General features: G+C 54.8%; 21 protein-coding genes and 1 pseudogene. 11 read left to right on the forward strand and 11 right to left on the reverse strand.

What is annotated here, in order from left to right; translation table 11 throughout:
• The first annotated feature begins 12 nt into the window (after positions 1-12).
• Positions 13-1,308, forward strand: a complete 1,296-nt coding sequence (locus Q4606_RS05470; RefSeq protein ID WP_303606900.1) for an adenylosuccinate synthase — start codon at positions 13-15, stop codon at positions 1,306-1,308.
• Between the two features lie 69 nt (positions 1,309-1,377).
• Here Q4606_RS05470 and cmoB read toward each other — a convergent pair whose 3' ends face one another.
• The 4 genes from cmoB to Q4606_RS05490 are packed head-to-tail and all read right to left on the reverse strand — an operon-like array spanning position 1,378 to position 4,564.
• Positions 1,378-2,370 (reverse strand): tRNA 5-methoxyuridine(34)/uridine 5-oxyacetic acid(34) synthase CmoB, encoded by a 993-nt coding sequence (cmoB, locus tag Q4606_RS05475; RefSeq protein WP_303606901.1) that lies wholly within the window; start codon positions 2,368-2,370, stop codon positions 1,378-1,380.
• A gap of 27 nt (positions 2,371-2,397) precedes the next feature.
• Entirely contained in the window at positions 2,398-3,153 is a 756-nt protein-coding gene (gene cmoA / locus Q4606_RS05480) for a carboxy-S-adenosyl-L-methionine synthase CmoA (protein WP_303597398.1), read from the reverse strand.
• A complete protein-coding gene (locus Q4606_RS05485; RefSeq protein ID WP_303606902.1) occupies positions 3,146-3,532 on the reverse strand; it encodes a kinase in 387 nt (128 codons plus the stop codon). The genes cmoA and Q4606_RS05485 overlap by 8 nt, the downstream gene beginning before the upstream one ends.
• 30 nt (positions 3,533-3,562) lie before the next feature.
• The gene (locus Q4606_RS05490; protein ID WP_303606903.1) at positions 3,563-4,564 is read right to left on the reverse strand and encodes a serine/threonine protein kinase; all 1,002 of its coding nucleotides are present in this window, start codon (positions 4,562-4,564) and stop codon (positions 3,563-3,565) included.
• 23 nt (positions 4,565-4,587) lie between these two features.
• On the opposite strand from Q4606_RS05490, the gene Q4606_RS05495 reads away from it, so the two are divergent.
• Positions 4,588-5,856: an NAD(P)/FAD-dependent oxidoreductase gene (locus Q4606_RS05495; protein WP_303606904.1), complete on the forward strand. Its 1,269-nt coding sequence runs from the start codon at positions 4,588-4,590 to the stop codon at positions 5,854-5,856.
• 11 nt (positions 5,857-5,867) lie between these two features.
• On the opposite strand, the gene Q4606_RS05500 is transcribed toward Q4606_RS05495, so the two are convergent.
• Positions 5,868-6,323: a ComF family protein gene (locus Q4606_RS05500; protein WP_303606905.1), complete on the reverse strand. Its 456-nt coding sequence runs from the start codon at positions 6,321-6,323 to the stop codon at positions 5,868-5,870.
• 329 nt (positions 6,324-6,652) lie between these two features.
• On the opposite strand from Q4606_RS05500, the pseudogene bioB reads away from it, so the two are divergent.
• The 8 genes and pseudogenes from bioB to Q4606_RS05540 all read left to right on the forward strand — a co-directional run.
• A pseudogene (gene bioB, locus Q4606_RS05505) lies at positions 6,653-7,612 on the forward strand (biotin synthase BioB); the annotation flags it as partial.
• Between the two features lie 160 nt (positions 7,613-7,772).
• On the forward strand, positions 7,773-8,948 hold the full coding sequence (bioF, locus tag Q4606_RS05510) for an 8-amino-7-oxononanoate synthase (protein WP_303606907.1): 1,176 nt from the start codon (positions 7,773-7,775) through the stop codon (positions 8,946-8,948).
• Between the two features lie 30 nt (positions 8,949-8,978).
• Positions 8,979-9,839 carry a malonyl-ACP O-methyltransferase BioC gene (gene bioC, locus Q4606_RS05515; protein ID WP_303606908.1) on the forward strand — a complete coding sequence of 287 codons (861 nt, stop codon included), beginning with the start codon at positions 8,979-8,981 and terminating at the stop codon, positions 9,837-9,839.
• Positions 9,832-10,524, forward strand: coding sequence for a dethiobiotin synthase (gene bioD / locus Q4606_RS05520; RefSeq protein WP_303606909.1), 693 nt, complete (start codon positions 9,832-9,834; stop codon positions 10,522-10,524). Before bioC ends, bioD begins: the two co-directional genes overlap by 8 nt.
• A gap of 51 nt (positions 10,525-10,575) precedes the next feature.
• Positions 10,576-10,821 (forward strand): flagellar biosynthesis protein FlgE, encoded by a 246-nt coding sequence (locus Q4606_RS05525; protein WP_303606910.1) that lies wholly within the window; start codon positions 10,576-10,578, stop codon positions 10,819-10,821.
• 95 nt (positions 10,822-10,916) lie between these two features.
• On the forward strand, positions 10,917-11,585 hold the full coding sequence (locus Q4606_RS05530; RefSeq protein WP_303606911.1) for a putative metalloprotease CJM1_0395 family protein: 669 nt from the start codon (positions 10,917-10,919) through the stop codon (positions 11,583-11,585).
• A gap of 317 nt (positions 11,586-11,902) precedes the next feature.
• Positions 11,903-13,702 carry an acyl-CoA dehydrogenase C-terminal domain-containing protein gene (locus Q4606_RS05535; RefSeq protein WP_303606912.1) on the forward strand — a complete coding sequence of 600 codons (1,800 nt, stop codon included), beginning with the start codon at positions 11,903-11,905 and terminating at the stop codon, positions 13,700-13,702.
• 202 nt (positions 13,703-13,904) lie between these two features.
• Positions 13,905-15,701, forward strand: coding sequence for an acyl-CoA dehydrogenase C-terminal domain-containing protein (locus tag Q4606_RS05540; protein ID WP_303597386.1), 1,797 nt, complete (start codon positions 13,905-13,907; stop codon positions 15,699-15,701).
• 91 nt (positions 15,702-15,792) lie between these two features.
• On the opposite strand, the gene Q4606_RS05545 is transcribed toward Q4606_RS05540, so the two are convergent.
• The 5 genes from Q4606_RS05545 to leuS form a co-directional block, all read right to left on the reverse strand.
• Positions 15,793-16,428 carry an endonuclease gene (locus Q4606_RS05545; RefSeq protein WP_303597385.1) on the reverse strand — a complete coding sequence of 212 codons (636 nt, stop codon included), beginning with the start codon at positions 16,426-16,428 and terminating at the stop codon, positions 15,793-15,795.
• A gap of 197 nt (positions 16,429-16,625) precedes the next feature.
• Entirely contained in the window at positions 16,626-16,889 is a 264-nt protein-coding gene (locus Q4606_RS05550; RefSeq protein ID WP_303597384.1) for a hypothetical protein, read from the reverse strand.
• 110 nt (positions 16,890-16,999) lie between these two features.
• On the reverse strand, positions 17,000-18,007 hold the full coding sequence (holA, locus tag Q4606_RS05555) for a DNA polymerase III subunit delta (protein ID WP_303597383.1): 1,008 nt from the start codon (positions 18,005-18,007) through the stop codon (positions 17,000-17,002).
• Positions 18,004-18,579 (reverse strand): LPS assembly lipoprotein LptE, encoded by a 576-nt coding sequence (gene lptE / locus Q4606_RS05560; protein ID WP_303606913.1) that lies wholly within the window; start codon positions 18,577-18,579, stop codon positions 18,004-18,006. Before lptE ends, holA begins: the two co-directional genes overlap by 4 nt.
• A 16-nt stretch (positions 18,580-18,595) precedes the next feature.
• On the reverse strand, positions 18,596-21,181 hold the full coding sequence (gene leuS / locus Q4606_RS05565; protein ID WP_303607018.1) for a leucine--tRNA ligase: 2,586 nt from the start codon (positions 21,179-21,181) through the stop codon (positions 18,596-18,598).
• A 191-nt stretch (positions 21,182-21,372) separates the two neighbouring features.
• On the opposite strand from leuS, the gene Q4606_RS05570 reads away from it, so the two are divergent.
• The gene (locus Q4606_RS05570; RefSeq protein WP_303597381.1) at positions 21,373-21,921 is read left to right on the forward strand and encodes a zinc ribbon-containing protein; all 549 of its coding nucleotides are present in this window, start codon (positions 21,373-21,375) and stop codon (positions 21,919-21,921) included.
• 66 nt (positions 21,922-21,987) lie between these two features.
• On the opposite strand, the gene lnt is transcribed toward Q4606_RS05570, so the two are convergent.
• Positions 21,988-23,469 carry an apolipoprotein N-acyltransferase gene (lnt, locus tag Q4606_RS05575; protein ID WP_303606914.1) on the reverse strand — a complete coding sequence of 494 codons (1,482 nt, stop codon included), beginning with the start codon at positions 23,467-23,469 and terminating at the stop codon, positions 21,988-21,990.
• Positions 23,470-23,516: the final 47 nt, after the last annotated feature.

Consider the following 23,516-nt stretch of genomic DNA (forward strand, 5'->3'; position numbering starts at 1 on the left):
TGAGAGATAATCATGGGTAAAAACGTTGTTGTGCTGGGCACCCAGTGGGGTGATGAAGGCAAGGGTAAAATCGTCGATCTTCTGACTGAAAAAGTCGGAGCGGTAGTTCGTTTTCAGGGCGGCCACAATGCGGGCCACACTCTGGTAATTGACGGCAAAAAAACGGCTCTGCATCTGATTCCCTCAGGCATTCTCCGGCAAAACGTTCAGTGCCTGATTGGAAACGGCGTGGTTTTGTCGCCGGAGGCTCTTCTCAAGGAAGTCCGTGGGCTGGAAGCCTCTGGTGTAGCGGTTCGCGACCGTCTGCGTATCAGTCTGGCATGCCCGATCATACTGCGCACACACGTGCGAATTGATCAGGCCCGTGAACGCGCGAAAGGAAACGACAAGATCGGTACCACTGGCCGGGGCATAGGTCCGGCTTATGAAGACAAGGTTTCACGCCGCGGAGTTCGTCTTGGTGATCTCCACAGCCCGGCAGACTTTGAAGTGAAGCTGCGGGAAATCATGTCCTATCACAACTTCGTGCTGACCGAGTACTTCAAGGAAGAAGCTGAAGATGTCGATGCGGCTCTGGAAGAGCTGATGCAAATGGGTAAAGAAATCCTGCCGATGGCAGCGGATGTTACCGACTTGCTCCATGACTATCGCAAGCGTGGTCAGGATATTATGTTTGAGGGCGCCCAGGGCTCATTGCTCGATATAGACCTGGGAACCTATCCGTATGTAACCTCGTCCAATACGACTGCTGGCGGCACAGCTACGGGCTCTGGTTTCGGTCCTCTGTATCTGGATTATGTGCTTGGTATTACAAAAGCCTATACCACTCGCGTGGGTTCTGGCCCGTTCCCCACTGAGCTTTTTGATGACATGGGGCAGCATCTGGCGGTGAAAGGCAACGAAGTTGGTACCACAACCGGTCGCTCACGCCGTTGTGGCTGGTTTGATGCAGTTGCTCTTCGCCATGCTATCCAGATCAACAGTGTATCCGGCATTTGTCTTACCAAGCTGGATGTTCTTGATGGGCTTGAAACCGTGAAGGTTTGCGTGGGCTATAAAACCCCAAAAGGTGAAATCACCCGTCCACCGATCGGTTGCGACAGCTATAAGAATATTGAGCCGGTATATGCAGAGTTGCCGGGCTGGAACGAAAGTACATTCGGGCTGACTGAACTCGATCAGTTGCCGGAAAATGCTAAAGCCTATATCCGTTTCCTTGAGCAGCAGATTGAAGCGCCAATCGATATTATTTCAACCGGCCCAGACCGCATTGAAACGATTGTACTGCGTCATCCTTTTGGCTGCTAAGCGCTAAGAGAAGGGAAAACCCGCTCTGCCAAATCGGCACAGCGGGTTTTTTGTGCTCCTTTTTCATGTTCAGGGTTTCTCAGCAATAATCGTGGCCCGCTTTGGCCCGGGATAACCTTCGATGGTTTTTGTGGGATCATCCGGGTCCAGAAAGTCATGAAGCGAATTGAAACGCATCCAGTCTGTGCTGCGCTGCTCGTCAGTGCTGGTTACCGAGACATCCACAATGCGGGCGTTGCGGAATCCGGCCCGGTCCAGCCACCTTAGTAAAGTGTCACAGCTCGGTAAAAACCATACGTTGCGCATCTGCCCATAGCGGTCCTCAGGCATCAGGCTGTAACCTTCCGGCCCATCCACGATCAGAGTTTCGAGTACCAGTTCACCACCCCTGCGTAAGGTGCCTTTGAGCTCCAGCAGGTGATCGAGGGGTGACCGGCGGTGGTAGAGCACGCCCATGGAGAAGGTGGTATCAAAGGCTTCGAGCCCTTGAGGGAGGTCTTCCATGCGTATCGGTAATAGATCCACCGGAGACTCAGGCAAATAGCGTTTTACGCTGAGAAACTGGAACATGAACAGTAATCCCGGATCTATACCGATTGCCCGCTCAGCGCCTTCACCCAGCATGCGCCAGCAGTGGTATCCGGAGCCACACCCCACGTCCAGAATGCGGCGCCCCTTAAGGTCAGAAATATAAGGTGAAATCCGATCCCACTTCCAGTCGGAACGCCATTCGGTATCAATGTGGGTGCCGAAAAAATCGAAAGGGCCCTTGCGCCAGGGCATAAGCCCCCTGAGTCCTTTCTCAAGGTCATCCTGTTGGTCAGGGTTCAGGGGAGCCGCTGAGCGAAGCGTAATGGAGGAGGTGTTGAGCTCGGCGGTTGTTTCGGCAATGACAGGGAGGCTGCCCAGGGCTGTTTGCCAGCGGCCAAGGTCACCGTGGGGATTATCCTCAAAACGGCGGCTTAGCTGGGCTCTGATTAGATCTGCCCAGTCGCTTTGGCCGGTATCGTCCAGTTCAGTCAGGAGCTGTCTGAAACAGGTTTTCCAGTCAAAATTCGGCATGTTCTCTGGTCGCTCTCCGTATAGGGTTCAGTCGGCCTTGATCGCCAGCATGGATACGAAGTTGAAGCACTGATACCAGACCAGAACACGGTCAAACCCCGCCTCTTCAAGGCGCTGCTTGTGTGCATCCAGTGTTTCCGGAATCAATACCTGTTCAATGGCGCTGCGCTTCTGACTGATCTCCAGGTCCGAATATCCATTCGCCCGTTTGAATTCATGATGAAGGCGTGTCTGAATGGCCTGTTCTTCCTCTGAGTCGAAGCAGATTTTTTCCGAAAGGATTAGGACGCCTCCAGGCCGGGTAGCCGCAGCGATTTTACTTAACAGGCTGCTTCGCTGCCCCGGCGGAACAAATTGCAGAGTGAAATTCAGGGTCGTTACGGATGCGTTGGTAAGTTCCGTCTCCTGAATGTTCTCGCAGCGAAGGCTGACCGGCTGGGCGTGATCATCGAGGGCTATGTAGTGCTCGCAGCGCTCGATCATTGCTTCTGAGTTATCAACACCCACCAGAGAACAGCTGTCAAACGAAATGCCGTGGCGCATGGCCAGGGTTGAGGCGCCAAGAGAGCAGCCCAGGTCATAACAGTTGGAGTTGGCCTGGGCATACTGTTCGGTGATGACTTCGATCATCGGTATGATTGTGGTGTATCCGGGCACGGAGCGACGGATCATATCCGGGAATACGCGGGCAACCGCCGCATCAAACCGGAAGTCTTCAGGCTGTCGTTCTGTGGCGAAAAGCCGGTCTGTCTGCTGTTCTGGAGAGCGGTCGGTCTTACTCATCGCTGGCAGGGTTCTCTTGTAGATCCGGTGCATCATGTTGCGGTACGACCGCCGGGGCCGTGGCTGTGGGCCGGTAGCAGCGTACACCGCGGTTTTTGTAGTCGACAAGGATGCCACGGAAAGATGGGTCTATATCAGCAGCGATAGCCAGATACCCGTTTTCACAAGCGGCGTGGAGCTCGGAGGCCTTGGGTGACATGCGGAAGCTCTCGCCCGGCGTTATATGGATCGCCTGAAAGTCGCCAACAGGCACATGATCCTTGTTGTCCGAATGCTTGATGTTTCCGCTGACCTCCAGCACCAGTACGGTACCGACAATAGTGACCAGAGCGGTCACAAAAAGGCTTCGGATGGTGTAACGGGCCTCGTTCTGGCTCATGCCTACCTCAATTTAAACGTGAGTGAATATTCAGTATTGACCGGGGAGTGCTATGGAGGGCGCCTGCAGAGCAGCTAACTGCTCTCTGAGGGACAGCACCTGATCTGACCAGAATCTGGGCTGGGCAAACCATGGGAAAAACCGCGGAAACGCAGGATCATCCCAGCGCTTTGCAAGCCACGCACAATGGCTGATCTGCCGATAACAGCGCAAAGGCTCAATCAAATGCCTCTCTCGACGATTGTAATCCCGGAACATTTCATAGCCTTCCAGTAACTCGCCCAGCTGCGCGCCACGCTCGCTATCCTCTCCATTCAGTAGCAGCCACATGTCCTGGATGGCGGGGCCGGAACGGCAATCGTCCAGGTCCACGAAGAGCATCTGCTCATCGCGGCACAATATATTACCGGCGTGGCAGTCTCCGTGCAGTCGTAGTGTTTCAACTTCTCCGGCATCTTCCATCCGGGCGCGACAATGGGTCAGTAAGTCCGGGATCAGGCTGTCCCAGGCTGGCCGAAGGTCCTTAGGAATCCAGTTTCCTTCAAGTAATAGTTGGTTGCTCGCTTCAATGCCGTCCAGGGGTGAGTGGGCGACACGATGTTGAAATGGCTTCAGGGCGCCGATGTTGTGAATCTGGCCGAGCCACTGTCCCAATCGGTAGAGGGTGTCGGTAACACTGGTATCAGGTGCCTGGCCGCCACGCTGATCGAACACCGCGAAGAAAAAGTCACCATGCTTGCCGAGTGTATCGCCGGATGGCATTAGCAGCGGTGCGACAACAGGGATATCAGCGGCGAGCAATTCCAGAGTAAATTCGTGCTCTTCCCGTATTTGCTCTTCGGTCCAGCGACCGGGACGATAGAACTTGGCAATCATGGGGGCGCCTTCGTCCAGCCCTACTTGATAAACCCGGTTTTCATAGCTGTTCAGAGCAAATAGCCGGCCACTTACCGCAAAACCAACCTCTTCCATGGCATCCAGAATGACATCCGGTGTCAGGGCATCGTAGGGGTGGGGAGAGGCGTTAATCATAAAACGAAGCCAGGCTGGTAAATTTGGCCCCAAGTATACCTTCTTGGCAGTGCTCTCGTAATGCGGGAACGGGATGTTTCCGTGGGTTCCGGCCCGGCGGGTATTGGGGTACCTTAGGCTTCAACGGTTTTCGGCTTCCGGAAACTGGCTGTCGGCAATCAAAAAGGCAACAGGAATATCACGTGACAAGCGATCTTCTGGAAGTGGATACCCTTGTGATCGGGGCCGGCGTTGTCGGGCTTGCGGTGGCGCGGACACTTGCCCGGTCAGGCAGGGAAGTGATTGTTCTCGAGGCAGGAAGTCGTTTCGGTGAAGGCATTTCTTCACGTAACAGTGAAGTTATCCATGCCGGAATCTATTATCCACAGAACTCGCTGAAAGCCCGTCTTTGCGTGGAAGGTCGCAGGCAACTGTATGACTTCTGTGAAAGTCACCGGGTAGGCTACCGTAAGTGCGGAAAGTGGGTAATCGCTACCAATGACGCGCAAAACCGTTTGCTTGAAGGGATTCAATTGCATGCTGCAGCCAATGATGTCCCTCTTTCCCTTGTGGGTGGCAAGGACGTTGCGCGGCAGTTACCGGGCGTCCGGGTTACTGCGGGGCTCTGGTCGCCGGAAACGGGCATTCTGGATACCCATGGCCTTATGCTTGCGCTACTGGGTGAGCTGGAGGATGCGGGGGGCTCACTCGCATTGCACTCCCCGGTCGAGCGGATTGAATCGGCGGGTGACTATCATCTCCTCCAGGTTGCCGGCGCTTCTCCGTGCACACTAAAAGTCCGTAGTCTTGTGAACGCCGCCGGTTTAGGGGCGGTTCCACTGACTCGAAGCTGGTTGGGGTTTCCCGATGAGCAACGGCCCTCCCAATGGCTCGCCAGGGGAGTCTACTTTAGCTACAGCGGGCGCCACCCATTCAGAAACCTGATCTATCCGGTTCCCGAACCAGGTGGGCTGGGTGTTCATCTTACCCTTGACCTGGCCGGGCAGGCGCGCTTTGGCCCGGACGTAGAGTGGATTGAACGAGAAGACTATTCGGTCGATCCTGAGCGGGTAGGTGGTTTTGCCGCAGGCATAAAACAGTGGTGGCCCGGTCTTGAGGTTGGCCGCCTTCAGCCTGCATACGCTGGCATCCGGCCGAAATTGAAAGACGCAAAGGGCGGTTTTTTCGATTTCAGAGTCGATGGTCCCGATGAGCACGGTGTTCCGGGGCTGGTAAACCTTTTCGGGATCGAGTCGCCGGGTCTGACATCCTGCCTGGCGATTGCCGGCCTGGTAAAGAACAAACTGGCATAACCAAAGCCAGCCTACCCTGGCGTCCTTGCCAGTGCCCAGATCTGAATCTCCTTTGCTCCGGCCTCCCTCAGAGCTGATGCAAGTACCCGCACCGTTGCACCGGTCGTTACCACATCGTCTACGATGGCAACTCGTTCTGGCACCGCTGCACACACTTTAAAAACCCCGCGAAGATTAGCCAGCCTTGCCTCTCTGCTCAGGCCCCTTTGGGCCTGGACTTTATGCACGCGGCGAACGACTCCGGTGTCAACCGGAATGCTTAGCGCCTTACCCAGGCTTTCTGCGATATCCCGAGCCTGGTTGAAGCCGCGTTTTCGACGACGAGCGGGGAACATGGGGGACGGAATTAATAAGTCCGGTTTGGTTTCACCGGATTCCAGAATAGCGGTTTGCAGGTGCTCTGATAAACCTGCGATCAATGGCCGGGCAAATTTACGTTGGCCGTTATATTTATAGCGGCTGATCATGCTGTCGACCGGATACTGATAGCGCCAGGGTATGAGAGAGCGATCGAACGGCGGTGGTGACTGCAGGCAGTCGCCACAAAGAGTACCGGCTCCCGGGAATGCCAGCGGCAGGGCACAGCAGTAACAATGCCATTGGTTAACCGGGAGATCAGCCTTGCAAAGGTGGCATAAGCCGTTGCCAGCATTGGCGGAAAGGCAACCAACGCATAGGCCTTTGGTGTTATCTCTGTTAACCCAAGTTGACTTTAGGGTTGACAGCCGATTCAGTCCCTTTATCATCTGATTCATCCGTAAACCAAGCGACCGAAAAAGGTTAACAGGACTTCTGCATGACTGCCACATCGATACGCCACGACTGGACGCTCCAGGAAGCACGGTCACTTTTTGAACTGCCCTTTAATGATCTTCTGTTTCGTGCCCAGTCGGTGCACCGGCAGCATTTTGACCCTAATGAAGTTCAGGTCAGCACCTTGCTGTCGATTAAAACCGGAGCCTGTCCGGAGGATTGTAAGTACTGCCCCCAAAGCGGTCACTACAACACCGGTCTGGAAAAGGAAAAGTTACTGGAACTGGAGAAAGTGGTTGCGGAAGCCCGCGCCGCAAAGGAAAAAGGCGCTTCGCGTTTCTGTATGGGCGCTGCATGGCGCAGCCCTGCAGAGAAGGATATGCCCTATGTGCTGGATATGATCCGGCAGGTGAAATCTCTGGGTCTTGAAACCTGCATGACACTGGGCATGCTCAAGCCCGAGCAGGCGGACGAGCTTGCGACGGCAGGGCTGGATTATTACAACCACAACCTTGATACGTCCGAGAAATACTACAGCCACATTATTACAACTCGCACCTACCAGGATCGGCTGGATACGCTTGATAACGTTCGCAACGCAGGCATGAAGGTGTGTTGTGGCGGCATTATGGGTATGGGTGAGGAGGAAGATGATCGGGTTGGTTTGCTGGTTCAGCTCGCAAACCTGCCACATCACCCGGAAAGTGTGCCGGTGAACATGCTGGTAAAAGTGAAGGGCACACCTATGGAGAATGTGGACGATCTGGATCCGTTCGAGTTTATTCGCGTTCTTGCAGTAGCTCGCATCATGATGCCAGCTTCCCATGTGCGTTTGTCTGCGGGTCGGGAGACGATGAACGAACAGATGCAGGCGCTGTGTTTCCTGGCGGGTGCCAATTCAATTTTTTACGGCGAGAAATTGCTGACGACTTCGAACCCGGAGGCGGATGCGGATATGGCGCTGTTCCGCCGTTTGGGTATCAGGCCCGAGCAGCGGGAGCAATGCGTGTCTGAAGCGCAGGATGAAGAGACGATTGTCGGGGCCCTGGAGCAGGAAGCAGCGCGGCATTTGTTTTATGACGCCACCCGAGAATCTGCCTAGTTTGTATTGGTGCAAACAACCGGCAGCCATATACATCTGTGACTTCTCAGGATAATCATTCGTGCGCGATTTCTTCGCTGAACTGGAACAACGAAAGCAGGCGGGTCTGTACAGGACTCGCCGGCGAATTTCTGGCCCGCAGAAACCAGTTTTAACGTCCAACGGTAAGCAATTACTTTCGTTTTGCAGTAATGACTACCTTGGCCTGGCCAATCATCCTTCAAGTATTGAAGCGCTCCGGAATGCCCTGCCAGAGACAGGGCTTGGTGGTGCGGCTTCGCATCTCATCTGTGGCCATCATGATGCTCACCATCTGTTGGAGGAGCGCCTTGCTGCCTTTACCAGCCGCAGTTCGGCGTTATTTTTCTCCACTGGTTATATGGCCAATATGGGTGTGATTTCTGCACTGGCGGGGCGTGGGGACACGATTTTCTCGGATCGCCTGAACCATGCCTCAATTATTGATGGCTGTGTCCTGAGCCGGGCAAAGGTGCGCAGGTATGCACATAGAGACGTGTCGTCACTTGCGACCATGCTTGCTGAGACGTCCGGCCACAAGCTGGTGGTTACAGACGGAGTGTTCAGTATGGATGGGGATGTGGCCCCTCTGGTTGAGCTATCTTCGGTTTGTCGGGAGCACGGTGCCTTGCTTGTGGTGGATGATGCGCATGGTTTTGGGGTTCTTGGGCCGCATGGGCAGGGAAGCCTGGCGGAGTTCGGGTTGTCTGAAGAAAATGTGCCGATCCTCATAGGAACTCTGGGGAAGGCCGCAGGTACCAGCGGGGCGTTTGTGGCTGGTCCGGCACTATTGATGGACTACCTGGTGCAAAAGGCCCGTACCTATATTTACACCACGGCGATGCCTCCGGCGTTGGCGCTGGCAACCTGTGCCAATCTTGACCTGATTGAACAGGGTGACGAGCGACGAACTCACCTGCAGAGTCTGATTGGGCGGTTCCGAAAAGAGGCTGTTGGCCTGGGGTATGAACTCATGCCCTCGTATACGCCTATTCAACCCATCATGATTGGTGACAACCATGTGGCTCTGGCGCTAAGCCAGGCTCTTGAAGAGCGTGGGCTGCTGGTGACGGCGATCCGGCCCCCAACGGTGCCCGAAGGTGAGGCGCGCTTGCGGGTTACGTTTAGTGCTGATCACTCCTGTGGAGATCTGGACTATCTGATGCAGGCGCTGTGGGAATGCCGATATCTTCTGGATAGCAGGAGTACAGTTTTGTGACGATCCCTCGAAGGCTCGAGTGCCCAAAAAATGATTGACGCGTACCTGGCCAGCAAAACCGATATAGCTCGTGGATTTGGCACTGCACGGGCCACCTATGAGAGCGTATCCCGGTTGCAGCGCCTTATGGGCAACGCTATGTTCGAGGAGCTTCAGCAGCCCTCGGCTAGCCAGAACAATCTGCCTTGCCATGTATTGGACCTTGGCTGCGGTACAGGTTGGTTTACCCGCAAGCTGGTCGGGCTTGGGTGTGTTGTATCCATAATGGGTATGGATCTTTCGCCCGGCATGATTGGTCATGCCGGCGCAAGTTCCCCTTCAGGCATCGACTGGGTTGTTGGAGATGCCGAATCGATTCCTCTGCCGGATCAGAGCTGCGACCTGATCTTCAGCAATCTCATGATTCAGTGGTGTACTGACCCTGCCCCGGTGTTGAGAGAGTGCCGGCGGGTTCTCAGGCCGGGAGGTCGACTGGCGATTTCAACGCTTCTTGAGGGTACTCTTTGGGAGCTTGATCAGGCGTGGAATCAAGCGGACCCTGGTCAGAAGCATATAAACCGGTTCGAGCCTGAGGCGGCGTTTCGGGCGGCTGTATCCCGTGAGTTATCGGAAGCGAAAATCGAGACAAAAACTCTACGCTTACCCTATTCCTCGCCACTCGCCTTGGCAGCAGAGCTGAAGCAACTGGGGGCGGGTTATAAAGCGGCGAACCGACGCATGACGGTCACAGCTCCAGGCCGTTTGCGGGCTATGTGCCGGAATTACCCGGTAGAGCCTGAGGGTGGCTTTGTGGCCAGCTATGAGGCTGCATGGGTTTACTGGTCAAGCCCGGATATCAACGACAAGACGCAAATTGACACGAGGATGGGGCAAACCAGCTTATATGGCTAAGAAAACGTTTTTCGTGACTGGCACAGACACAGGGGTAGGGAAAACCATGGTGTCTGCTACGATTCTCGAGGCCGCGAAAGCGGCTGGCAGGCGTACACTGGGCATGAAGCCTGTCGCCTCTGGTTGCGAGAAGACACCGGAGGGGCTGCGCAATGAAGATGCATTGATTCTCCAACGGGTGGCCACAGAATCCCTGGCCTATGATCTTGTGAACCCCATTGCGTTAGCTCCTGCCATCGCACCTCATGTTGCCGCTGAGCAAGCTGGAAGAGTCATTTCGGCGGATCGCCTGGTGGGCTTCTGTCGGGGTTTGCAGATGCGCCCGGCGGACCTTTTGCTGATTGAAGGCGCGGGTGGCTGGCGAGTGCCATTGAACGAACGGGAAACATACTCGGCTGTGCCCAGGGCGCTTGGTGTGCCGGTTATTCTTGTTGTTGCCCTCAGGCTTGGGTGCATTAATCAGGCACTGCTGACCGCGGAGGCTATTCGAAACGATGGATTGGTATTGGCCGGTTGGGTTGCGAACCATGCAGAATCCGCAGCAATGAGCTGTGAGCAGGAAACACTGGATTATCTCATGAAGCATATCCGGGCTCCTTGCCTGGGTGTGATGCCCTGGGTTAAAGGTGCTGAGCCGACAACCCTGAGTGGCTGTCTTGGTATTGATGTGCTGTTTGAAAATTGACCAGTAGTGTGGCCTAATGGTGTCAATTAATGGTCAGGGGAAGTGGCAGTCATGATCAATAATACGCTCGCTATTGGCATCCAGGGTATTCAGGATGGTATGTACGGCATGGAAAATGCCGCTCGTAAAATCGCTCGCGCTGGCGTTGATGGCCCTCAGGGTAGTGCCGACAGCGGGAGCGGTCTTATTGAGCCGATTGTCGATCTCAAGCTTTACGAACGAAGCGTCGAGGCGTCTGCTCAGGTAGTAAAGACTGCTGATGAGACGCTCGGGTCACTTTTAGATATTATGGTCTGAGTTCTGAATCCTTGAACTCACTTTCGTCCCTCCCTCCCGTATCGACATTCATCTCCCAGTCCCCCGCTGTCCGTGAGCCGCGTGGTGCCGGCAATGTGAGTAGTGAAGCGCCTGCGGAACCTGGTAATCGGGCGGTTCGCGCTGCAGATGAAAGCGAAGCTGCAGGAACAAAGCGCAAGGCAGGTGAGCCGTCAGCCTCTGATAAAGAAGTCGGTGGGCTGAATGAGGCGGAGCTGAAAGAGTTGTCCGAGCTCAAGGCACGAGATCGCGAAGTGCGCGCCCATGAAGCAGCGCATCAGGCGGTAGGAGGCCAATACGCAGGCAGCATGTCGTTTACTTACCAGCGTGGCGCGGACGGCGCTCAATACGCGGTAGGTGGAGAGGTGTCTATTGATGTCTCTCCAGTTAACGGTGACCCCCAGGCAACCATCGAAAAAATGCGTGTGGTTCGCGCAGCTGCAATGGCACCTGCGGAACCCTCAGGCCAGGACCGCGCAGTCGCGGCCCAGGCGATGCAGACCATGTTGCAGGCTCAGTCTGAACTTGCCTCAGAACAGGGTTCCTCCGACTCTGAGGGGGAAGTGTCAGCCCGCGTTGATGACGGTGTATCTTCTGATTCCCGTGATAGTTCCAGTGCGTCGGAAAGCTCTGCTGAGCAACTGTCCAGAGCCAGCCAGCAGGCCCGTAGTATCTATCAGGATATCGCCGGTTTCGTGCCAGACCCTACCTCTGGTAAAGACGGGTTTCTACCCATTTCAGTCTGATTTGATCACTTGTCAGCCTTCGGGCTGGCAGGCACCTTCTGTTTAAACCCTATAGAGGATTCGCGGCCGGTCACCGCCCGTCGAGGCGCCATTGGTGGCTTGTCTGTGCGTTTTGCATGCACCGGGGAAATCTGCGTCGGTGCCCAATTTCTGCACAAATTATTCGCCCGGCTATTGACAATTCTGTGCCTCTAAACGTATGTTTCAAACAAGTGTTTAATTAATGCTGCGGCACACCAGTCTGCAGTGTCTGAGCAAACCCAAGGCCACAAGCTGTTATTTCTTTTCAGCCAAGACCGAAAACCGAGGTGGTTTACATGCCTGAGTACAAAGCGCCCCTGCGTGATATCAAATTCGTAATGAACGAGCTGCTCGACAGCGAGACCCACTACGCCAGTCTGGAAGGCGCGGAAGACGCAACTCCGGATATGGTTGATGCCATTATTCAGGAAGGTGCGAAGTTTGCTGAACAGGTACTGTCCCCACTGAACACCGTTGGTGACAGGGAAGGCTGCACCTGGAGCGAAAACGGTGTAAAAACACCGACAGGCTTCAAAGAAGCATACAACCAGTACGTTGAAGGCGGCTGGCCGTCACTGGCTGCAGACCCTAATTACGGTGGCCAGGGCCTTCCAAGCTCGCTCGGCATTGTCATGAGCGAAATGAACGGCACATCCAATTGGTCCTGGGGCATGTACCCGGGCCTGAGCCATGGCGCGATTAACACGCTTGAAGCGCACGGCACTGAAGAGCAGAAGCAGACTTACCTTACCAAAATGATCAGCGGTGAGTGGACTGGCACCATGTGCCTGACTGAAGCTCACTGTGGTTCGGATCTAGGCACTCTGCGCACCAAGGCAGAGCCCAACGCAGACGGTTCCTATAGTATCACCGGCACCAAAATCTTTATCTCGGCCGGTGAACATGACCTGACCGACAACATCGTTCACGTTGTTTTGGCACGTTTGCCAGGCGCACCAGAAGGTACCAAGGGCATTTCCCTGTTCATCGTACCCAAGTGCTTGCCCGCGGCAGACGGCTCTGCCGGAGAGCGCAACGCGGTATCCTGTGGTTCTATCGAACATAAGATGGGTATCCATGGCAACGCTACCTGTGTCATGAACTTTGACGGTGCCAAAGGTTGGCTGATCGGGCCAGAGAACAAGGGCCTGAACTGCATGTTCACCTTTATGAATGTCGCCCGTATTGGTACGGCCATTCAGGGCCTCGGCGCTGCGGAGCTGGGCTTCCAGGGGTCACTGGCCTACGCCAAAGACCGTCTGGCCATGCGTTCCCTGAGTGGCGCCAAGAATCCGGAAGGCATTGCAGACCCGATTATCGTTCACCCGGACGTTCGTCGCATGCTGCTGACCCAAAAAGCCGTTGCAGAAGGCGCACGTGCACTGATCTACATGACTGCCCAAAAAGCCGATCTCGTTGAGCGTGGCAAGTCAGATGAAGAGCGTAAAGAGGCCGATGAGTTGCTTGGCTTCCTGACCCCGATTGCCAAGGCGTTTCTAACCGAAATTGGCTATGAAGCGGCTAACCTGGGAATGCAGGTGTTTGGTGGCCACGGGTTTATCTCCGAGTGGGGAATGGAACAGAATGTTCGTGATTCCCGCATCGGCATGATCTACGAGGGTACTACCGGCATCCAGGCGCTGGATCTGTTGGGTCGTAAAGTATTGATGACCCAGGGCGAGTCTCTGAAAGGCTTCACCAAGCTGGTTCACACCTTCTGCAAAGAAAACGCTGACAATGAGCAGATGAAGCCGTTCATCGAGCCGTTGAACGCGATCAACAAGGAGTGGGGCGACCTGACCATGAAAGTGGGCATGACTGCCATGAAGAACCGTGAGGAAGTCGGTGCCGCGTCTGTTGATTACCTGATGTACTCTGGCTATGCGGTATTTGGCTACCTTTGGGCTCGTATGGCGAAGATCGCCCAGGAAAAACTGGCAGAAGGTACTACGGAAGAGCTGTTCTACAACGCCAAGTTGCAGACTGCACGCTTCTATTTCGCCCGCATGCTTCCGCGTACCAAGACGCACGCTGTGACTATGCTGGCGGGTGCTGACACCCTGCTGGATATGCCGGAAGAAGCTTTCGCTATCTGATTCTGGAAAGCGTTGCTGATTAACCGGCAAAAAAAGCCCGTGCTCTCAGGAGCCGGGCTTTTTTCATGAGTTACGGCCGGGTTTGAGTTAGAATGTGCGCCAATAAAATATAACAACCCCGGACACACGGACCGAGCAGGTGAGCTGGCTTTGCACTGCTGCCATCTGCACAGACAGACTGTTATGAAATTGGAGAGTTTTGATGGCTGATTATCAGGCACCATTGCGTGACATGCGTTTTATCCTGAACGAAGTTTTTGATGCTCCGGCACTTTGGGCATCATTGCCAAAGGTCGCTGAAAACGTGGACCCCGAAACCGCAGATGCGATCCTTGAAGAAGCCGGCAAAATTACGAGTGGCGTGCTGGCACCCCTGAATCGCGAAGGGGACGAGCAGGGCTGCAAATGGACCGAAGGCGAAGTAACTACGCCAGATGGTTTTAAAGAAGCTTACCAAACGATTGTAGAAGGCGGCTGGAACGGCCTCGGTGGCAACCCCGAGTTTGGTGGTATGGGCATGCCAAAAACGCTGGTTGCCCAGTTTGAGGAAATGCTACAGGGCGCGAATATGGCGTTTGGCCTGGCCCCCATGCTGACCGCCGGTGCCTGCCTCTCATTGGATGCCCATGGCAGCCAGGAACTGAAGGAAAAGTACCTCCCCAATATGTACTCGGGTGTCTGGTCCGGTGCAATGGATCTGACGGAGCCGCACGCAGGAACTGATCTGGGTATCATCCGCACGAAAGCTGAACCCAATGGCGATGGCTCGTTCAATGTGACTGGCACCAAGATTTTTATAACTTGGGGCGATCACGACATGGCGGAAAACATTATTCACCTCGTACTGGCCAAGTTGCCCGGCGCGCCCAAAGGTCCCAAGGGTATCTCTCTGCTCCTGGTGCCCAAGTTCATGGTGAACGATGATGGTTCGCTGGGCGAGCGTAACAGTCTGAGCTGCGGCTCCATCGAGAAAAAGATGGGCATCAAAGGCTCTGCGACCTGCGTAATGAACTTTGACGGAGCCAAAGGCTGGCTCGTGGGTGAGGAGAACAAGGGTCTGAACGCCATGTTCACCATGATGAACTATGAGCGTTTGGGCGTAGGTATCCAGGGTATCGGCGCTGCAGAAGCTTCCCTGCAAAGCGCCCGGGAATACGCCATGGAACGTATTCAGAGCCGCGCCCCTACCGGCGCGCAACAGCCTGATAAAGCGGCAGATCCAATTCTGGTACACCCGGATGTGCGCCGCATGCTGTTGACGATGAAGGGCTACGTCGAAGGCGGTCGCGCCTTCTCAACGTATGTGGCGCAGTGGTTGGACATCTCCAAATACGCCGATGCTGCTGAACAGGATCGTCGCACCCACGCTGAAGGCCTGGTTGCGCTGCTGACGCCGGTTGCAAAAGCATTTCTGACAGACCGCGGTCTGGATACCTGCATCATGGGCCAGCAAGTGTTTGGTGGCCACGGGTTTATCCGTGAATGGGGCCAGGAACAGTTGGTTCGTGACTGTCGCATTACCCAGATCTACGAAGGCACCAACGGCATTCAGGCACTGGATCTCATGGGGCGCAAGGTGGTTGGAAGCCAGGGTAAGCTGTATGAGTTGTTTGCCGAGGATATGGCCGCCTTTATTGAGGAAAACAGCGGCGAAGAGAGCTTGCGTCCATATCTGGAACCGCTTGCCGCCGCACTCGAACGCCTCTCGGACGTCACCGAGCACGTTATCAAACAGGCTTCTGACAACCCCGATGCCATTGGCGCGGCTTCAGTAGATTATCTCGACCTGTTCGGGTTGACCGCATTGGGCTACATGTGGGCGCGTATTGTTAAGGCGGCGGCACCGAAAGCCGGTGACGACACCTCCGGCTTCTACAGTGGCAAGCTGAAAACCGCACGTTTCTATTTCGATCGTCTGTTGCCGAAAACCGTTTCGCTTGCAGAGGGTATTCGTAGCGGCAGTGAATCCATGATGGCGCTAACTGCCGAGGAGTTCTGATACCTCCGGCGGAATGAAAAAAGCAGGCCCTCGGGCCTGCTTTTTTTTTGCTATTTCAGTTGTGCGAGGCCTGACTCGATCAGCCGCAGCGTTAAAGGTGCTCAATCCGAGTTGGGTCGGTTATATAGGGGTTTTCATTGCCCTGAATTTCCGCAACTCTTTTGTGGCGGGACACTTCTCTGTCGTCAGGAGGATCCGCACGGTTCCAATTCTGGAATACATGTGCGGATCCAAGCCAGGGAAGGCTGTAGGTGTTAACCATATAGCTCATGCTTCGGGCAACATCACCTTTGACTCTGGTGGGCGGTTCAAAGAACTGGCTGCTTTCCCGGATACCACAGTCATCTTGTTTGACCGTTTCTCCAAGGTCTTCGTAGCGGGCATTCCTCCGCCGAAGCTCGGTACGACTCCGCACCGGAATCATGTTGTGAAGATCAGAAGCTATCTGGCGATAGCGGTTGTCCTGCTCGCACTGGCGTGCGGTGCCACATGAGAGCGCGTTACGCACATCCGCAAGCGGATAAATGTAGCCTTCCGTCAGCGTGAAGCTTTTTCGGGAAAATGGCGCATCGCAGAAAAATGACTGGCCACCGCTCGCATACAGGTTGCCCCAGAACTGTTCTTTGATAACGGTTGCCGGGTCACTAAAGCGGGTGTTCTGACCGATAACAAAAGTCGCGGTCAGCATAAAAGCGAGGGCGATGGGGATGATCAACAACTTTTTCATATGTCATTTATACCTCTCAGCGTCTGCGGGCGTCTTGGCGGAACAGGCCTTATTTGGTCTTGGAGCATACGACCAGGCGGTGCCGTCATAAAAACAATGACGCTCGATTCACTTCTAGAGGAACTATGACACAAGGGCCTCGGTACCGGGGCCCCTAAAGGTAAAGTTTTGTAGCGTTCTGTTAACGGTTTAACACTTTACTTCATTTTATTGCGAATGCTCTCGTAACCCGTCTTAAGATCTTCTCCCAGTTTCTTGGCTGTCTGGCGTGCTTCCTGGGATACTTCGTTTGCATCGTCCATTACCTGATCAAAACGGGCTCTGAACTTATCCCACTCCTGATCGAGCTCATCGAACTCATCCTTAACGTCCTGACGAGCCAGGTGGAGTTGCACGCGAGCCTCATCACGATACTGTTTGATTTTATCCGAGAGAGTTTTGAGTTCTTCTTGAAGACCCATGCCAGGCACCTCTTTGAGTTAGTGATGCCTTAACCATGCGCTTGGTCACGAAAAACTGTCAAGTGACAGATAGGCCAAGAAGGCCCTATATCGGGTGCTTTTGACCCATGTCAGGATCTGGCTGCCAGCAGTGCAGACATATCCCTCAGATAATGCCAGGGGGAGAGTTCGTCAAAGCCTTTAGCTGCGCGATCTATCTGGCTGCATAGTTTTATGGCTTCCTGCAGTTGCATCGGATTCAGGCGCCGGGCTGCCTGCTCCAATGCCCTGGCTCGTTGGGGTTGAAAGACGCCACGTTTCTTGAAAAATGCCGACGGGTTTTCTGTTCTGTTCTCGCCGGTCTTCAGTTCCAGCAAAAGATTGAGGTCACGGCTCAATACTGCAAGAAGGCCGAGGGGGTTTTCACCTTCCTGTTGCAGTACACCAATCATCTTCCCGGCATGGGGCGCACGCCCACTGATAAGCTCGGTAACAAGTTCGAAACCATTGAAGCGTGAACTGTCCTGAACGGCCTGTTCAATCGTCTCCTCGTCAATGGTGTTCCCGTTGGTAAGAAGCGATAACCGATCAAGCTCCTGGCTGGCAGCGAGCAAATTGCCCTCAAGCCTTTCTGCCAGCATCGCCAGGGCTCCCCGGGTCAGGCTCAGCCCCCGGTTTCCCGCTCTTTGCTGAAGCCAGCCCTGAAACTTGTCTGCATCCACCGGCCATACAGGTACGTGAACGCCTTTAGATTGTAGTTCCTTGTACCATTTGCGTCTGGTTTCTGCTGCGTCCAGGCGCGTGCTGATCAGAAGGACAATAATATCCTCGGGAGGCTGAGCAAGCACCCGTTCAAGAACCGCGCGGCCATCTCCCAGCTTTCCTGTAGGCAAACGGATTTCGATTCGACGGCGCTCGGCAAACAGGGACATGGCATTGAATTCGTCGGCAACGATATTCCAGTCGAGTTGCTGATCAGCGTGAAAGGTCAGGCGGTCCTCGAAGCCAGCTTCTCTTGCAGCACCCCGGATCTGATCACAGCACTCCTGTACCAACAGAGGCTCATCTCCGGAAACCAGATAGACCGGAGCCAGGCCTTTGCGCAGCAACTGTGACAGTTGGCCCGGATTCGTCTTCATGGTTTGACAGGTGGTTGATCGTTAGCCGGGGTAATAGCCTTAGTGTGGCTGCTCCGGATCTCCTGTAGTCGCTCCTGAGTGAGGGGCACAAGGCGGAAGATGATCTGCTGCGCCAGACGGTCGCTCAGTTGCTGTTGCAGGTTTTCTTCCTCGCGCTGTTTGGCTAACACGTTGGTTTCATCGTACCTGTAACTTTCAGACGTTGAGAGGCGAGTACTGGCGATAATAGGAATGCCATCGCCACTGATCACTTCGAGGTTAACCGAGTGTCTGAGAGTGTATTCGGCGGCCGCAGCCTGAACGGTAATTGCGGAGGCTCGGCGATCCTGTTCGAAATTTCGGATCTTGAGGTGATATTTTGCTTCTTCGTCCGAAGCCAGCAGCACACCGCCAAGCTCAAGCTGATTCCGAACCGCCACACATAGGGCGGTGGGTACAGGGGCCTGGCAATCGAGATGCAGAGGTTCAAGAGCCGACGAAACTGGTGATGCACCCCGTAACTGAAAACCACAGGCTCCCAGACTGGCCGCCATCACACTGATGGCAATCAGTCTGGCTGCGTTTAGCTGCAAGGTGCAAAGCCGCATATCAGTTAGCCACCACGTTAACCAGTTTACCGGGCACAACAATCACTTTGCGAACGGTCACGCCTTCAATAAAACGCAAAACATTTTCGTTTTCCAGGGCCAGCGCTTCGAGATCAGGCTTGCTGATGTCTGCGGGAACGTCTGCCTTGGCGCGCACCTTACCATTAACCTGAAGCACTACTTGAATCTCGCTGCGGACCATGGCGGCCTCATCTGCTGCCGGCCAGGGCGCATCAACAACGGGACCCTGATGGTCAAGAGCCTCCCAGAGGGTATGGCATATGTGCGGCACAATCGGTGCCAGCATAACAACTGCGGCTTCCAGTGCCTCCTGGCGGACGGCCCGCGTTTGCGGTTCGTCGCCATTCAGGCGGCTAACATCATTCAATAACTCCATCACCGCAGCAATGGCTGTATTGAAGGTCAGGCGACGGCTTATATCGTCGCTAACCTTGGTTATAGTTTCGTGGGTTTTGCGTCGCAGGTCTTTCTGGGCACTATTCAGCGCACCTACGTCCAGAGCGGGTGCGCCTCCGCCGGCCACCTGCTCATGCGCCAGCCGCCAAAGACGCTTCAGGAAGCGGTGTGCGCCCTCTACGGCGCTGTCTGACCACTCAAGAGACTGCTCGGGGGGTGCGGCAAACATCATGAACAGGCGCACGGTGTCGGCGCCGTGAGCATCAATGATCGATTGCGGATCTATGCCATTATTCTTTGATTTGGACATCTTGGTTACGCCGCCGGCGATAACAGGTTGCCCGTCGTCCTTGTGAACAGCGCCAACTGCGTGTCCTTTTTCGTCCCGTTCTACAATAACATCTGCGGGCGCAATCCAGACCTTGCCGCCTTTTTCGTCGTCGCGATAGTAAGTGTCTGCAAGCACCATTCCCTGAGTCAGCAACTGCTTGAAAGGCTCGGAGCTGGTCACCAGACCAACGTCACGCAACAGCTTATGGAAGAAGCGCGCGTAAAGCAGGTGGAGAATGGCGTGTTCGATACCACCTATATACTGATCTACCGGTAGCCAGTAGTTCGCAGCCGCAGGGTCCAGCATGCCTTTGTCGTAGTTCGGGCTGCAGAAGCGGGCGTAGTACCAGGACGACTCCATGAAGGTGTCGAAGGTATCGGTTTCCAGCGTTGCCGGCTGGCCATTGAAAGAAGTTTTTGCCCATTCGGGGTCGGCTTTGATCGGGGACTGCACGCCGTCCATCTCGACATCTTCAGGTAGGCGAACCGGTAGCTGATCATCCGGTACCGGGCGTTGGGTGCCATCCTCCATGGTCATCATGGGAATGGGCGCACCCCAGTAACGCTGGCGAGACACACCCCAATCACGAAGGCGGTAGTTTACGGTGCGTTTGCCAATGCCGGTCTCTTCCAAATGGTCGGCAATGGCGTCAAAGGCCTCGTCGCTGGTCAGGCCAGTGTATTTCCCGGAAGAAACCAGTACACCTTTGCCTGTAAAGGCCTCCTCTTGCACGTCTATCTCACGACCGTCGGTGGCCGCAATAACCTGTTTGATCGGCAAGCGATACTTGAGCGCAAACTCGTGGTCGCGTTCATCATGGCCCGGGACCGCCATCAGGGCGCCGGTACCGTAATCGGTGAGTACAAAATTGGCGACCCACACCGGTATCTCTTCATGCGTAAGCGGATTAATGGCTTTGAATCCGGTGTCAACGCCTTTCTTTTCCATGGTGGCCATGTCAGCTTCGGCAACCTTGCTGTTACCGCATTCAGCCACAAAGCTGGCAACATTCTGATGGCGCTCAGCGGCAGCTTTGGCCAGCGGGTGCTCCGCAGCGACTGCCATATAACTCACACCCATCAGGGTGTCGGGGCGCGTAGTATAGACCGTCAGGCTGTCCTCGCTGTCCTTCAGAGGGAAGGTCAGCTCTGTACCTACAGACTTGCCGATCCAGTTGCGCTGCATGGTCTTGACCTGCTCCGGCCACCCATCAAGATCGTCCATGTCGTTCAGCAGCTCTTCGGCGTAATCGGTAATGCGGATAAACCACTGGGGTATCTTTTTCTGCTCAACCAGGGCACCAGAGCGCCATCCCCGGCCATCAACAACCTGTTCATTTGCAAGAACGGTTTGGTCGACAGGATCCCAGTTCACTGTAGACATTTTCTTGTAAACCAGGCCTTTTTCATAAAGGCGCGCAAAGAACCATTGTTCCCAGCGGTAATAATCCGGCTTGCAGGTAGCCAGTTCGCGGTTCCAGTCGTACCCGAAACCCAGCTGTTTTAGCTGGTTTTTCATGTATTCGATATTGGCGTAGGTCCACTTTGCTGGTGCAGTCTTGTTGGCAATGGCCGCGTTCTCCGCGGGTAACCCAAACGCGTCCCAGCCCATGGGCTGCATCACGTTTTTGCCTTGCATGCGCTGGTAGCGTGAGATCACGTCTCCGATGGTATAGTTTCGAACGTGTCCCATGTGGAGCTTGCCACTGGGGTAGGGGAACATGGAGAGGCAGTAGTATTTCGGCTTACCCGGCTCTTCCCTGACTTCAAAGGTTTTGTTCTCTTCCCAGAAGGTGCGCGCATTCTGTTCTACGTCACGGGGGTTGTACTGCTCGTCCATACCTGCCATTACCAAAGTTACCCTGTATAAAATGATGTGCGGAGCGGCCGAACATTCTAACGCACACAAGGCGTAACAGGTAGTCCGGCTGCTCGGACGTGAAACATGTTGCCACAACTGCTGCCTGGTGCTTGTTCGGCTGCAGATCATGGACCACAATGAAGCAAGGGCATTCACAAAAGGAAAATGCTATGACTCGTCCGGAAAGACACCATCTCTCGGGCCAGGCTCTTGAAGCTTATGACCGTATGCTTGAGCAGGTTCAGAGCCGCTTGCGTACAGCGCAGGACACCACGCTGGAAACCCTGGAAGAGGAGGTTGATAGGGCGATAGAAGTGGAAGCGGAACTGGAGAAGATGACCAGGGACGAAATCGGCCTCCTTGGGGCTTACCTTCAGAGGGATCTGGAGCACCTCATACATTTTGTGGATGAAACTGGTGAAGGGCTCGCGGAATGGCTTCAGCTCGATATATCACTTTTGGAAACGGGCCTCACTGAGCGTTTGCTGTCAGTCGCAGATCAGACCATGGTGGACACGCTGGCGCTGCGGCAAAAGCTCGAAAGTCACGATGCAGGAAAGTATATCGCCGGTGAAGTTGCAACCGCCGGCATGTTCCAATGCCTGAACTGCAAGCACATGCTGTGCCTCACCTCCACAAGTCACCTGGAGCCTTGCGAAGCTTGCGGTTCACAATACTACAAGCGGGTGACCAGCCGTTGGCCGAGGAAAGAAAGCTGATGCCAGCCTGACAACTGGGGTGGTGACACCCCGGATACAATTGCAGGCACCAAAACCTGAACAGAGTCAGTTCTTAGGAATAACCCGCTCGCGAACAAACACGATCAGGATCAACGCCAAAGTCAAAACCGGCCAGGAAGCCGTCATCATGTAAGGGGTACTGCCGCTGGCCTTGAATACATCTCCCGTAAGCACCGCACGCTCAAATTGCGGAATGCGTGCCGTGATCTGTCCTCTGTGATCAATGATCGCCGTCACTCCATTGTTGGTGCCGCGAATCATATAACGACCGGTTTCCAGCGCCCTCATGCGAGCAATTTGCAAATGCTGTAACGGCCCTACCGAATCCCCGAACCAGCCATCGTTACTGATCGTTAGTAGCAAATCCGAATTTACCGCATTGCGGGCCAGAAAATCCGGGTAAGCGACCTCATAGCAAATAAAAGGCATTACCCGGGTGTTATTGGCTATTAACGGTCCCTGGCCCTGCGGACCAGGTGTAAAGCTCGACATCGGCAGATCAAAAAAGCCGATAAGCCCCCGAAGAATACCCTCCAGCGGAACATACTCTCCAAAAGGCACCAGTTTTTGCTTGTGATAGATCCCGTTACCATTGCCGATGGCCGTAATGCTGTTGTGATACGTGAATTCGCCCGTCCGGGCGCTGACGCCATACCAGGGAATGCCGGTGATCAGAGTGCTGTCTTCCCCAAGGTTCTCTTTGATGTGCTCAATGATTTTTCCCGCCTGATCCTGGGGGATGGGAATGGCGGTCTCGGGCCAGAGAATCAAATCGGTATCCCAATACGGCTCGGTCATACCCAGATACGCCACAATCTGATCCTTCAGAAACTCCGGGTCCCATTTCATTAACTGTGGAATATTGCCCTGCATGGCAGCAACCGAGGTGGGTTCGTTACTAATGTCCGTCCAGTCAACGCGGTTCAGAGCAGGTGCTGCAAGCCAGGGGACAAGGGTTGCCACTATCAGAATTCCGGCGCTTGTATGACGTTGCTTTGCGATAAGCCAGCCGGCCGCAAAGATTGCCGCGCCACTGGTCGCGATCCAAAAGGTGAGGCCATGCACGCCAACAACCGGGGCAAGACCGGCCAAGGGGCCATCAGTGTGAGCTGTGCCCAGATACAGCCAGGGAAAGCCGGTAAGCAGCCAGCCTCGCAGCCAATCCCCGAGAATCCAGATGGCCGGGAAGAGGATAAGGCGCCGCACAGCACTTGCTTTCGCCAAGTTGCCCCAGAACCAGAAGGCGATAGCAGGAAACAGAGCCAGGCCCGCCACAAACGCCGCGGTGAGCAAAACTGAAACGGGAATGGGCGTGTTGCCGAATTCGCTGATACTGATGTAAACCCAGCTCGCGCCAGAAGCGAACAGGCCCAATCCGGTCAGCCAGCCAGCGGCGAAGAGCTTTTTCGCCGGAAGGGGGATGGTGACCAGCAAAATAAGCAAAATGGAAACCGGGCCAAGCCACCACAGGTGAAAGGGTGAGAAGGTCAGGGTCTGCAGCGCGCCGGCAACCAAAAGGGTTGCCATACTGAACCAGCGGTTGGGCAATAAAGGGTGAGCGGAGGAAATGAGAG

The organism is Marinobacter sp. 1_MG-2023, from assembly GCF_030549045.1.
Classification (GTDB): Bacteria; Pseudomonadota; Gammaproteobacteria; order Pseudomonadales; family Oleiphilaceae; genus Marinobacter.